The sequence below is a fragment of the Jannaschia formosa genome (assembly GCF_003340555.1).
GTDB classification, from domain to species: Bacteria; Pseudomonadota; Alphaproteobacteria; order Rhodobacterales; family Rhodobacteraceae; genus Jannaschia; species Jannaschia formosa.
Genome location: NZ_QPLJ01000025.1, coordinates 1 through 12,243, shown reverse-complemented (window position 1 = coordinate 12,243; position 12,243 = coordinate 1). Strand labels below are relative to the sequence as shown.

The 12,243-nt window shown below is 70.4% G+C and carries 13 protein-coding genes; 6 read left to right on the top strand and 7 right to left on the bottom strand.

Going from position 1 to position 12,243, the window contains the following annotated elements:
• Positions 1-59: 59 nt before the first annotated feature.
• Positions 60-1,865, bottom strand: coding sequence for a PQQ-dependent methanol/ethanol family dehydrogenase (locus DR046_RS18600; RefSeq protein WP_115383881.1), 1,806 nt, complete (start codon positions 1,863-1,865; stop codon positions 60-62).
• Positions 1,866-2,372: 507 nt separating this feature from the next.
• Here DR046_RS18600 and DR046_RS18595 point away from each other — a divergent pair.
• The gene (locus DR046_RS18595; protein WP_115383880.1) at positions 2,373-3,347 is read left to right on the top strand and encodes an ABC transporter substrate-binding protein; all 975 of its coding nucleotides are present in this window, start codon (positions 2,373-2,375) and stop codon (positions 3,345-3,347) included.
• A gap of 3 nt (positions 3,348-3,350) precedes the next feature.
• Complete coding sequence (locus tag DR046_RS18590; RefSeq protein WP_115383879.1) at positions 3,351-4,034, top strand: ABC transporter ATP-binding protein; 684 nt, start codon at positions 3,351-3,353, stop codon at positions 4,032-4,034.
• A gap of 43 nt (positions 4,035-4,077) precedes the next feature.
• On the opposite strand, the gene DR046_RS18585 is transcribed toward DR046_RS18590, so the two are convergent.
• From DR046_RS18585 to DR046_RS18560, 6 genes are all read right to left on the bottom strand, one after another.
• Positions 4,078-4,704, bottom strand: coding sequence for a hypothetical protein (locus DR046_RS18585; RefSeq protein WP_115383878.1), 627 nt, complete (start codon positions 4,702-4,704; stop codon positions 4,078-4,080).
• Positions 4,705-4,855: 151 nt separating this feature from the next.
• Positions 4,856-5,641 carry a lanthanide ABC transporter permease protein PedC gene (locus tag DR046_RS18580; RefSeq protein WP_115383877.1) on the bottom strand — a complete coding sequence of 262 codons (786 nt, stop codon included), beginning with the start codon at positions 5,639-5,641 and terminating at the stop codon, positions 4,856-4,858.
• On the bottom strand, positions 5,638-6,351 hold the full coding sequence (locus DR046_RS18575) for a lanthanide ABC transporter ATP-binding protein PedB/LutE (RefSeq protein ID WP_115383876.1): 714 nt from the start codon (positions 6,349-6,351) through the stop codon (positions 5,638-5,640). Before DR046_RS18575 ends, DR046_RS18580 begins: the two co-directional genes overlap by 4 nt.
• Positions 6,352-6,357: 6 nt before the next feature.
• Positions 6,358-6,780, bottom strand: coding sequence for a hypothetical protein (locus DR046_RS18570; RefSeq protein ID WP_115383875.1), 423 nt, complete (start codon positions 6,778-6,780; stop codon positions 6,358-6,360).
• Between the two features lie 12 nt (positions 6,781-6,792).
• On the bottom strand, positions 6,793-7,752 hold the full coding sequence (locus DR046_RS18565; RefSeq protein ID WP_115383874.1) for a YVTN family beta-propeller repeat protein: 960 nt from the start codon (positions 7,750-7,752) through the stop codon (positions 6,793-6,795).
• A 9-nt stretch (positions 7,753-7,761) separates the two neighbouring features.
• Positions 7,762-8,928 carry a lanthanide ABC transporter ABC transporter substrate-binding protein PedA1 gene (locus DR046_RS18560; protein ID WP_115383873.1) on the bottom strand — a complete coding sequence of 389 codons (1,167 nt, stop codon included), beginning with the start codon at positions 8,926-8,928 and terminating at the stop codon, positions 7,762-7,764.
• 141 nt (positions 8,929-9,069) lie between these two features.
• On the opposite strand from DR046_RS18560, the gene pedF reads away from it, so the two are divergent.
• From pedF to DR046_RS18540, 4 genes are read left to right on the top strand one after another with little or no spacing between them, the layout of a single operon-like run.
• Positions 9,070-9,738: a cytochrome c-550 PedF gene (gene pedF, locus DR046_RS18555; protein WP_115383872.1), complete on the top strand. Its 669-nt coding sequence runs from the start codon at positions 9,070-9,072 to the stop codon at positions 9,736-9,738.
• Positions 9,735-10,655, top strand: coding sequence for a substrate-binding periplasmic protein (locus tag DR046_RS18550; protein ID WP_306418058.1), 921 nt, complete (start codon positions 9,735-9,737; stop codon positions 10,653-10,655). Before pedF ends, DR046_RS18550 begins: the two co-directional genes overlap by 4 nt.
• A gap of 18 nt (positions 10,656-10,673) precedes the next feature.
• Positions 10,674-11,279, top strand: coding sequence for an SRPBCC family protein (locus DR046_RS18545; RefSeq protein WP_115383871.1), 606 nt, complete (start codon positions 10,674-10,676; stop codon positions 11,277-11,279).
• A gap of 31 nt (positions 11,280-11,310) precedes the next feature.
• Positions 11,311-11,805 (top strand): (2Fe-2S)-binding protein, encoded by a 495-nt coding sequence (locus DR046_RS18540; protein ID WP_115383870.1) that lies wholly within the window; start codon positions 11,311-11,313, stop codon positions 11,803-11,805.
• Positions 11,806-12,243: the final 438 nt, after the last annotated feature.

Sequence of the window (12,243 nt, the reverse complement as noted above, 5' to 3'; positions counted from 1 at the left end):
CCGGACACGCAAGCACGCCCCCCAAGGGGGCGTGCCGCGGTCCGACGGGGAGGGCCGGATCAGTTCGAGGTCTTGATGATCGGCTGGCCGTCGCCGTCGATATTGGCGAGCTGCTTGGGCAGCTTGAAGGTCCAGAGCATGCCGCCCTGGTTGAGGTAGTTCACCTTCGACGCGACCTCACCGCCCCAGAGCGGCACGGCCCCGCCCCAGCCCGAGATGACCGTGACGTACTGCTCGCCGTCCTGCTCCCAGGTGATCGGCTGGCCGACGATGCCGGAGCCGGTCTGGAAGGACCAAAGCTCCTCGCCGGTCTCGTCGTCGAGCGCGATGAACTTGCCCTCGGGCGTGCCGGTGAAGACGAGGCCGCCGGCCGTGGTCATCACCCCGCCCCAGAGCGGAGCCTCGTTCTTGTACTCCCACACCGTCTCGCCCGTGTCGGGGTCGATGGCCTTGAGCGATCCGATATGGTCCTCGTAGTTCGGCTTGATGGTGAAGCCCGCGCCCAGGTAGGCGGCCCCCTGCTTGTAGCTGATCGGCTCGTTCCAGATGTCCATGCCCCACTCGTTGGAGGGAATGTAGAAGTTGCCGGTGCGCTGCGAGAAGGCCATCGGCATCCAGTTCTTGCCGCCAAGGAACGAGGGCGACGCGAAGATCACCTCGCCCTTCTGGCCGTCGGTGCTGGCCGAGGGATCGCCCGGGCGGTTCTCCTCGACGAAGATCGGGCGGCCGGTCTCGTCGATGCCTTCCGCCCAGGAGATGTCCTTGACGAAGGGCACGGCCGAGACGAAGGCGCCGTCCTCGCGGTTCAGGACGTAGAAGAAGCCGTTGCGGTCGGCCGTGGCGTAGCGTGCGTTCCCCTCGCGGTCGGTATAGGCGACGACCTCGTTGACGCCGTCATAGTCCCAGCCCTCGCGCGGGGTGGTCTGGAAGTGCCACTTGATCTCGCCCGTGGCCGGGTCGATGCCGAGGCGCGAGGCGGCATAGAGGTTGTCGCCCGCGTTGCCCTCGGTCGGGGTGCCGGCGTTGCGCAGGTGGCTGTTCCAGGGCGCGGGGTTGCCGGTGCCCATGACGATCGTGTCGGTGTCGGCATCGTAGGAGCCGCCGAGCCAGGTCGCCCCGCCGCCGGTCTTCCACATGTCGCCCGGCCATGTCGCGTTGAGCGTGCCGGTCATCGTGCTCTCTTCGCCGTTGAGCGTGCCCATGTGGCCCTCGATGACGGGCCGGGTCCAGACCAGCTGGCCGGTCATGGCGTCGCGCGCCTGCACCTCGCCCACGACCCCGAACTCGCCGCCGGAATTGCCGGTGATGACGAGGCCGTTCACGATCATCGGCGCGGCGGTATAGCTGTAGCCCGCCTTGTAGTCGGCGATCTTGTCGCGCCAGACCACGTCGCCCGTGTCCTTGTTGAGCGCGACCAGCCGCGCATCCAGCGTCCCGAAGATCACGAGGTCGCCATAGAGCGCGGCACCCCGGTTCACCACGTCGCAGCAGGGCAGGATGCCCTCGGGCAGGCGGGCGTCGTATTGCCAGAGCTCCTGTCCGGTCTCGACGTCGATGGCATAGAGGCGGGAGTAGGAGCCGGTGATGTACATCACCCCGTCATGGACCAGCGGCTGCGTCTCCTGCCCGCGCTGCTTCTCGCCGCCGAGGCTGAAAGCCCAAGCCGGAACCAGGTTCGACACGTTGTCGCGGTTGAGCGTGTCGAGCGGCGAATAGCGCTGCAGGTGGCGGCCCATGCCGTTGGTGACGACGTCGCCCACCGTCTCGGTGTCGTTGGCGATCATCTCGTCGGTCACTTCGGCCTGCGCGAGGCCGAAGCCCAGGGCAAGGATGCTGGCCGTCGCGGCCAGGGTGATGCGTCTCATTGTCGTCCTCCCGTTTGCGGGTCCTCTCCGGACGGCATGGTCCGGCCCTGGCCGGAGTATCGGCGCCGGGCGCACCTTGCGGAAACCGGACCTTGGTCTTACGACCATCGTCCGGCCGTGGCGCGCGGGGGACGGCGGCTCGCTCCATGCGGTGTTTCGTGTCATCGTCGCTATCGGATCGCGTCTCTCCTGCCCTCTCGCCATGCTCGGCCATGCCGAACGGGTCGCGCTCTCAGGCCTGCTGGTGCAGCGCCGTCCCGACGGGGTGCGCGAAGACCCGGGCCGGAGCCTCGCGCCGGGACGCGCCTCTGCGCTACACCGTTCTCACGAGCCCCGGACGGGGCTGCCCCGTCTGGACCGGCCAGCCGATCAACGGCTATAGGGACATGCCCGACCCGGTGGAGGCCGAGGACACCGCGGTCCAGCCAGAGCGGCTTTGCCCGCCTTTGGTCGTATTCCGCCCTTCGACGTCTTCGCTAGGCTGGGCCTCGAAACGGGAGGACGACCATGACCTGCATGCAGAAGATCGCGGCCGCGGCGGCCGCGGCGACGCTCTGGGCCGGAACCGCGCTGGCAGACCTGCCGGTGCTGCGGGCCGCGGTGCTCGAATTCGGAACCGTCAACTGGGAGCTGGACACGATCGGCACCCACGGGCTCGACCAGGCCAACGGCTTCGACCTGGAAGTCCAGGGCATGGCCGGCGAAGCCGCGTCCCGCACCGCCTTCCAGGGCGGGGCGGCGGACGTGATCGTGGCCGACTGGCTCTGGGTCGCGCGCCAGCGGGCGGCGGGAAAGGACTACGTCTTCATTCCCTACTCGCGCGCGGTGGGCGGGATCATGGTTCCGGAAGACAGCCCGATCGACAGCCTCGACGACCTCGCCGGCGGGAAGATCGGGATCGCGGGCGGGCCGCTCGACAAGTCCTGGCTGATCCTCCAGGCCTACGCGGCCGAGACCGTCGGCATGGACCTCGCCGCCGAGACCGAGCAGGTCTTCGGCGCCCCGCCGCTGATCTTCAAGACCGCGCTGCAGGGCGAGACCGACGCGGCGATCAACTACTGGCACTTCATGGCCAAGATGAAGGCCGGCGGCATGCGCACGCTGGTCGACGTGTCCGACGCGGCCGAGGCCCTGGGCCTCGACCCGAACACGCCGCTCCTGGGCTATGTCGTGAAGGGCGAGATGCTGCGCGAGAGCCCCGAGCTGGTCGATGGCCTGGCCGCCGCCTCGCGCGCGGCGAAGGCGATGCTGGCCAGCGACGACGCCGAATGGGACCGCCTGCGCCCCCGCATGAACGCCGAGGACGATGCGCAGTTCGCCGCGCTGGTCGAGGGCTATCGCGCGGGCATCCCCGACGAGGGGCCGGTCGACGAGGCCGCCGCCGCGCGCATGCTGGAGCTGATGGCCCGGCTCGGCGGCGAGGAGCTGATCGGCGACGCGACCACCCTGCCGGCCGGCACTTTCCACACGCCCGGAACCTGAACCATGGGTCTTTCGGTCGAGATCGACGGCCTGTCCCGGGGCGGCACCGCCGTCCTGGGCCCGATCTCGCTGACCGTCGGCCCGGGCGAGGCGGTGGCGCTGGTCGGCCCCTCGGGGATCGGCAAGACGTCGCTGCTGCGCGCGATCGCCGGGCTGGGCGCCGCGCCGCCGGGCCGGATCGAGGCGTCGGGGCGCATGGCCTATGTCTTCCAGGAGCCGACGCTGCTGCCCTGGCGGCGCGTGCTCGACAACGTGGTGCTGGCGACCGGTGCCGACCGCGCGGCCGCGCGCCGCGTCCTGGGCCAGGTCGGCCTGGGCGGGCGTGACGACGACTGGCCCGGCGCGCTGTCGCTCGGCCAGCAGCGGCGCCTCAGCCTCGCCCGCGCCTTCGCCGCCGAGCCCGACCTGCTGCTGCTGGACGAGCCTTTTGTGTCGCTGGACGCCCGCCTCGCCGACGAGATGATGGGGCTGGTCGAGGCCTTCCGCGCCCGCTCCGGCGCGGCGATGCTGATGGTGACCCATGCCACCGCCGAGGCGGAGCGGCTTGCAGACCGGATCGTCACCCTTGCCGGCCGTCCGGCGACGATCGAGCGGATCACCCGGATTTCGCGCTCCGCCCGGCCCACGCGAAACGCGCCACGTCTGGCCGTGATCGACGGGTCGGGCGGCTACGGCGCCGCGCGCTGACGCGGGGCCGCCACGCCCTCCGTCTCGACCGGCGCGACCGTCGTCAGGATCGGCGGGGACCGGACCCCCGCCACCTGCGCCACAGCGCAAGCCCCGCCAGCGCCCCGCCCAACATCGTCAGCGACCCGGCGAGTGGCACCGGCACCGGCGCCATCCGCCGCGGCAGATCACCCGCGATCTCCCACAGGAAGGGGCCGCGAAGACTGCCCTCGACGATGGAATGGCCGTCATGCTCCGTGCTCCAGCCGCCGAAGACGTCGTATTGCCGGACCTCGTCCCGGCTGTAGAAGACGTGGGGATGGTCGTCGGCGTAGTAGATCTCCCAGTCGGTCACACGGTAGGCCGCGTCGAAGGTCATCCGCCCCTCGATGAAGCAGCAGTTGCGCGTGATGTCGGTGACCAGGGGCAGACCCCTCGGCAGCCCGCCCTCGGTGCGAAAGGTCAGCGTCCGGTCACGGACAAGAGCCGGCATCGCGGAGGCGTCGAACTCGATGAAGAAGTCGAAATCCCCGCTGAGCGACCGCGTCCGGATCTCGGCGATCTCGTACCCGCCATCCCCGGTCGGCCGGTAGCGCGTCTCGACCAGCTCGAGCGGATTGACGTCGAGCGAATAACGCACGGTCGACGCGGCCGCAGCCGTCGCCGCGCACAGCACGGCGAACGCCGTCAATACGGATCTCAACATCGCACCAGTCCCATCGCGGGCGGCCCTGCACCGGCCACCGCGCCGAAGCATGCGACGTCGCATCGCACCCTGTCCAGCGCGCCATCCCGCGAATTCGCCCGACCCAGTGCCGCGCCGGGGCGCGGGTCCGGCGCGCTCAGCCCCGCCTCATCCCCCGCGCCGGGTCGTAGCCCCAGAGAGCCAGCGCCCCGAAGGCCAGCATGGCGAGCGAGGTCCAGAGCAGCGCCCAGCCGTTCCAGTCGAGATAGAGCGCGAAGCGGATCAGCTCGACCGCGTGGGTGAAGGGGTTCGCGGCGCAGATGTCGTGCAGAAGCTCCGACGATTCCGCCATCTTCCACAGCGGGTAGAGCGCCGAGGACAGGAAGAACATCGGGAAGATCACGAAGTTCATCACGCCCGCGAAGTTCTCGAGCTGCCGGATGAAGGAGGACAATGCGAGTCCCAGCGCGCCCAGCATCAGCCCCGCGAGGACCAACGCCGGAAGTGCTGCGACATAGCCCCAGAGCGGCAGCACGATGCCGAAGGCCGCGGCGATGGCGAGGAAGACATAGGCCTGCAGCACCGAGATCGCCGTCGAACCCATCAGCTTCGCCAGAAGCAGCCACCAGCGCGGCAGCGGCGCCGTCAGCAGCACCTTCATCGATCCCATCTCGCGGTCGTAGACGAGGCTCAGCGACGATTGCATCCCGTTGAACAGAAGGATCATGCCCAACAGGCCCGGGACGATGTAGGTCTCGTAGGTGATATAGGTCTGGTAGGGCGGCGTGATCGACAGGCCCAGCGCCGCGCGGAAGCCCGCCGCGAAGACCAGCAGCCAGACCAGCGGGCGCACCAGCGCGGCGACGAAGCGTTCCCGCTGGTGGACGAAGCGCAGCGCCTCGCGGGCGACGACGGCGCGGAGCGCGATCAGCGCGGCTCTCACGACGCCTTCCCCGTCGCCGCGAGGAACCAGTCCGACAGGGGCGCCCCCCGCGTGACCTCGGCCACGCCGCCATCGGCCAGCTTCTCGCCCCGGTGCAGGACCACGAGATGGTCCGCCGCCCCGACCTCGTCGGTCAGATGCGTCGCCCAGAGCACGGCCAGCCCCTCGCGGGCCAGGTCGTGGACATGGGCGGTGATCGCGGCACGGGACGCCGCGTCGAGCCCCACCGTCGGCTCGTCGAGCAGAAGGACCGAAGGGTGATGCAGCAGCGCGCGGGCGATCTCGGTCCGGCGGCGGTGGCCGCCGTTCAGGGCGCGGACCTTCTCGCCCGCCCGCTCCCGCATCTCCAGCCGGTCGAGCGCCGCGTCGATCCGGGTGCGCGCCTCGCGACCGGCGAGCCCGCGGAGGGCGGCGAAGTAGCCGAGGTTCTGGCGCACGCTGAGATCGAGGTCGAGCGTCGGCTGCTGGAACACGATGCCCATTCCGGCCAGCGCCGCGCGGGACGCGCGCGCCATGTCGTGCCCCGCGACCGCGACCCGGCCCGACCCCGGACGCAAGAGGCCCGCAAGCAGTGCGAAGAGCGTCGACTTGCCCGCCCCGTTCGGCCCGAGCAGCGCCGTGAACCGGCCCGCCGGCGCCGCGAAGCTGACGCCGTCCAGCGCCCGCTTCTCGCCATAGGCATAGGTCAGGTCCTCGACCGAGAGCGTCACGCGTCCCTACTCGATCGTGATCGAAAGCCGCTGCGACTCGCCGGTCGAACCGGGGACGCTCAAGCTGTAGCTGCCCGGTTTGATCGCGATGAAGCCGACTTCCATCACCCCGGCCTCGTCGAACTCCACCGAATCGAGGCCGAGCGGCCGGATCTCCAGCCCCTCGACGACGATCTCGTCGATCCAGATGGCACGGAAGAACTCCGATCCGACCAAAGCGAGCTCCTGGCTGCCGTCGGCCTCGATCTCGAACTCGTAGTAGGTGCCGGATTTCAGGACCCAGGGGGCGTCGGCCAGCGGCATGCCCGCGGACAGGGTGATCGGCGGCAGGTCCTGCTTGTTGCCCGAGGACAGCAGGCCGGCGAGGCCCAGCTCATGCGCGCCTGCGGGAAGCGCCATGACCAGCGCGAGCGGAAGGATGCGGATCATCGGTCTGTCCTTTCAGTCGGTCGGGCGGAAGGCGGCGCCCCAGGGGAAGCGGCCGACCTTGATCGTCTTGACCGGCTCGCGCGCGGCGACGTCGATCACGGTCACGTCGCCCGAGACGCCGTTCGTGGTGAAGAGCAACGAGCGGTCGCGGTTGAACTCCATGTGCCAGACGCGGCGGCCGACGAGGATGTAGTCCTCGACCTCGTAGGTCTCGGCGTTGACGACCGCGACGTGGTTCGACGGCCCGAGCGCGACGAAGGCATGGCTGTCGCCATTGGCGAACTCGAAGCCCACAGGCTGCACCCGGTCGGGATGCACGCCCTGCACCTCGAAGTCGATTTTGGCCTTCTCGGCCTGCGTGGCCACGTCGAAGACCGTCACGGTGCCTCCGATCTCGGACGAAACCCAGAGCTCGCTCCCCTCCTTGACGAACTCGGCATGGCGGGGGCGCGAATCGACCAGCGTGTTGGCGAAGAGCTGCTGCGTCCCGGTGTCGATCCAATGCGCCATGTTGGTCGTCTCGGAGGTGGTGATGGCGATCTTGCCGTCGGGCGAGACGGCCATCCCCTCGGGCTCGATCCCGACGTCGATCTGGGCGACGACCCTCCGCGTCTCGGTGTCGACGACGGTGGTGATCGCGTCGTCCTCGTTGGCGATGTAGAGATGCCGGTCGTCGGGATGCAGGACGAACTGCTCGGGGTCCTCGCCGGAAGGCAGGTCGTGCAGGATCTCGCCCGTCTCGGGGTCGATCACCTGCACCGCGTCGTCGTCGGAGGCGCAGAGGTAGAGCACCGAATGATCCTTCGAGAAGGTGATCCCGCGGGGACGCGCGCCGACGGGGATGGTGCGCACGACCTCCAGCGTCTCGATGTCGATGACGCTGATCGTGTCGTCCTTCTCGTTGCTGACCCAGATCTCGTCGGCGGCGGCGGGCGATACGGCGCAGAGCGCGATGAGGCAGGCGCGAAGCATTCGGGTCTCCTATCGGAAGGCGGTGCAGGCGGATTCGGGTTCATCCAGCCCCAGCGTGTCGAGCTCGGTGCGCTGATGCAGGAAGCCCTCCAGCGGGGCCGAGGCGACCAGCGCGCGGGGATGGACCAGCGGGATCGGCTGGCGCAGCTGGCCGTTCCAGGCGCGGAAGGTCAGCGGGCGGCCCTTGAAGCCCGCCAGTTCGAAGGCGTCCGACAGCAGGAAGGCGCGGATCGCGGCCGGGTCGGCGGCGCCGGTGCGGGTGACGGCCTCGCCGATGCTGCGGGTCGCGGCCCAGGCGGCCCAATCGACCGGCTCCATCCCCCGATCCGCAAGCTCCGTGAAGCGGTTCTGGAGCTGCACCGCGCCCCATTGCTCCACGACGGGCGCCCAAGTCTGGGCCGTGAGCCCCTCGGAGCCGGCGACGGGCCGCGGCTCCCAGGTGTTGTAGAGAAGGTAGCGACCGAAATCGCCCAGCTCGTCGGCGACCAGCAGCGCGTCGTAGTCGCCGAAGCCCTGGGTGAACAGCGGCACCTCGGCGTTGGCGTTGCGGCGCATGTCGGCGTCGAAGGCCCATGTCTTGCGGTCCGACAGCCGCAGCCCGAACTTGGCGAGGCTGCGTTCCAGCGCGGCGGCATAGGCGGCGTCGGCGGCGTGCTCGCCCTCGACCAGCACCAGGTCGTCCCAGCGGCGCAGGACAAGGAACTGCGCCAGCGCGTCTGTCCGCATGGCGGTCGAAGGCACGGTATGGAGCAGGTTGGCCCGGCAGGAGGCGTCGCGCAGCGCGGGATCGCCTTCGGAGACGTTGAAGATCAGCGCGCCCTGCGCCTCCGGCAGGTCGGCGATGGCCAGCAGCGCCTCGGTCGGCCCGTCGACGATCAGGAAGGGCGTCTCGGCCAGGGCCGCGCGGGCGGCGGCGGCGATGTCGCCGTCGACATCGACCGTCGATACCTCCAGCTCGTAGGTCTGGCCGAGGAAGCGCCCCGTGGTGGCGTTGTCGTCGCGGCCCAGCCGCGCGCCGTCGGCGCCCAGCCCCTCGGGCCGGGTCTCCAGCTCCGACAGGATCGGAGGCGGCGGCACCTCGACGGTCAGGTGGTGCACCCGGACCTCGACGGCGCCCGCAGGCCACGCGAGGCAGAAGGCCGCCAGAAGCGGCGCGAAAAGCGAGGTTCCTCCCATGGCGGGAAGCTTGTCGGCGGCGCCCCCGACGGGCCATCGCGACCTTGGTCGCAGGCCCCATCCCGGCGATCTGCACCTAAAGTCCAATGGCGGCCCCGGGCCCCGCTGACCTACCCCTGACCCATCAACCGGGAGGGAAAGATGACCATTCGCAGCACCGTCCTCGTCGCGACGCTCGCCGTCGCGGGCCTGGCCCACGCCCATGGCGACGTGGCCCCGCAGGCCGTCGACACCTCCACCCTCCCGGCGGTGGGCGAGGAATGGCTGACCGAGAACCCCTACCGCGCCGAGGCCGCCGGCGACGAGGTCTGGGCCGAGGCCATCCGCGTCGGCGCCTCGGGCTACAACCAGAACTGCGCGCGCTGCCACGGGCTCGAGGGCGTGTCCGGCGGGCTCGCCCCCGACCTGCGCTTCCTCGAGGCCGAGGAATACGGCGACGAATGGTATGTGGAGCGGTTCCGCGACGGATACACCCAGAACGGCATCACCAAGATGCCCGCCTTCGGCGAACTTCTCGGACAGGAAGCCGCCTGGGCGATCCGCACCTATATCGAGACGCGGCCCGACGATCACGCGATGACCGAGGCCACGCCGGAGCTTTCGGACCTGCGCGACGCGCTCGCCGACGGCTCGGCCGACACCGGCGCGACCGCCGCCCGCCTGCGCGAGATCGCCTCGGGAATCGAGACCCTGTCGGGCGCGCCCATTGCGGACAGCGCGGCATGGCGCGCGGCCAACATCCTTGAAGCCGGCGACGATGCGCAGGCGGCCGCCGAGGTGCTGACCATCGGACTGTCCGCCGCGAAGTGACCCTGCGCCGCCGGACACCATGGCGCCGTCTCGCGGCCCTGCTGCTGGCCCTCTCGGCCATGCCCGGCGGCGCGGCCGCGCAGGACCCCTGTGCGGACCACATCCCCCAGGCCAGGCCGCAGAACGCCAGCCGCGACATCGTCGGTCAGGACATCGACGCGATCCAGGAGCGCGGCTACATCACCATCGCCGTCTACGAGGACTTCCCCCCCTATTCGTGGATGGAGGAGGGCGAGCCCACCGGCATCGACGTCGACATCGCCCGCCTGATCGCCGACAGCCTGGGCGTCGAGGCCCGCATCAAGCTGGTCGATGCCGCCGAGACGCTGGATGCCGACCTGCGCAACAACATCTGGCAAGGACCCGTCACCGGCGGGGGCGTGTCCAACATCATGATGCGGGTCCCCTACGACGCCCGCTTCGCCTGCCGGGTCGAGCAGGTCGTCTTCACCGGCCAGTACGCCGCCGAAGAGATCGCCATCGCCTACGGCCTGTCGGAATATCCCGAAGACCCGCCGACGCCGCCCTATTTCCGCTTCGACACCGTGGCCGTCGAGAACGACTCGATCGCCGACTTCTATCTCGGCGCCTTCCCGGGCGGGCAGTTGCGCGACCAGGTCCGGCGCCACCCCACGATGGCCGAGGCGATGGCGTCCCTGAACGCGGGCGAGGTGATGGCCGCGATGGGGCCCCGCGCCCAGCTTGAATATCACGCCGACCCGGCGGAGACGGGCGTCCACGTCCCGCCCCTGCCCGGCTTCGCCGTCGGCAGATGGGAACTGGGCGTCGGCATCCATTTCGCCTACCGTCCCCTTGCCTATGCGGTGGACGACGCGATCTGGGCCGCGCTGGACGACGGCCGCATCGCCGCGATCCACGCCGCCTACGGCGTCACGCATCTGCCGCCGAACCGCTGAAAAGAGGGGAACCACCCGATGAAGATGACCGGAACACGAACCATCGCGGCCCCGCCGGCGACCGTCTATGCCGCGCTTCTGGATCCCGAGGTGCTCCGCGACAGCATCCCCGGCTGCACCGAGCTGACCGGCTCCGCGCAGGAGGGGTTCGACGCCGTGGTGACGCAGAAGGTCGGCCCGGTGAAGGCGACCTTCAAGGGAAGGGTCCAGATCGACGACCAGAACCCGCCCAACGCCCTGCACCTCTCGGGCGAGGGCAAGGGCGGCCCGGCAGGCTTCGCCAAGGGCGGCGCGACCGTGACGCTCGCCGCCGTAGCCGAGGGCACGAAGCTCGACTACGACGTGGACGCGTCCGTGGGCGGCAAGATCGCCCAGCTCGGCGCCCGCGTGGTCGACGCCTTCGCCGCGCGCATGGCCGACCAGTTCTTCACCCGCTTCCAGGAGAAGGTCGACGGCTCCGCGGCCGAACCGGCCGCCGCAGCCTCCGACCCGGCTCCCGACCCCGCCCCCGTGCGCAAGCCGGAGCCCGCGAAGGAGCCGTCGATCCACGAAGCCACCAGCAAGACGCCGCCGCACGCGCCCGAGCCCGAGAAGAAGAGCTGGCTCAAGCGCATCTTCGGCTGATCCGACAGACAGAACGACAGGGAGAAAGAACATGGCACAGACAGTCACCTTGACGGTGAACGGCAAGCTTCGGAGTGCGTCTTCGGAGGGGCGGACGTTGCTTGTGGAGTGGTTGCGGGAGGGGTTGCGGCTGACGGGGACGCATGTGGGGTGCGACACCAGCCAGTGCGGGGCCTGTCTTGTGCATGTGGACGGGGCGCCGGTGAAGGCGTGCTCGGTTCTGGTGCAGGACATTGCCGGGTCGGAGGTGACGACGATCGAGGGGATGGCGGAGGCGGATGGGAGCCTCGGCACGATCCAGGCGGCGTTCCGGGAGCATCACGGTCTGCAATGCGGCTTCTGCACGCCGGGGATGGTGATGGCGGCGGCGTCGCTGCTCAAGGAGAACCCGAAGCCGACGGAGGCCGAGGTGCGGCATTATCTCGAGGGCAACATCTGCCGCTGCACGGGCTACCACAACATCGTCAAGGCGGTGCTGGCGGCGTCGGGCCAGGAGGTGGCGCCGCCGGCGGTGGCTGCCGAGTGAGGCCGGGCCGGTCGGGCGGGGTCTTCCCGTCCGTCCAGCCGGCCGGGGCCCGGGCGTCCGCACCGCCCGGGCCCTTCCGGGGGCGCGGAGGAGGAGCCGCGCCCCCGTCCCCGCCCGCCCGTCCCCACCCGCCCGTCCCCGCCCGCCTGACGCGGGGCAAGGGGGAGCGGGTCCGATCCGGTCCCGGGCGGGCGCGGGACGACCAGGAGATCCGGGGGCAGGCGCGCGGCGCCGCCTCCGGGCAGATCAGGGCCCGCGAGGACCCGAGCATATCAGGGCCTTCCGGCCCGCGCATATCAGGGCCCGCGAGGACCCGAGCATATCAGGGCCCGCTGGGACCCGAGCACATGAGGGAGAGAGACGACATGCCGAAGGATACCGGGATCGGGGCGAGCCCCAGGCGGCGCGAGGACGCGCGTTTCCTGACGGGCAAGGGGC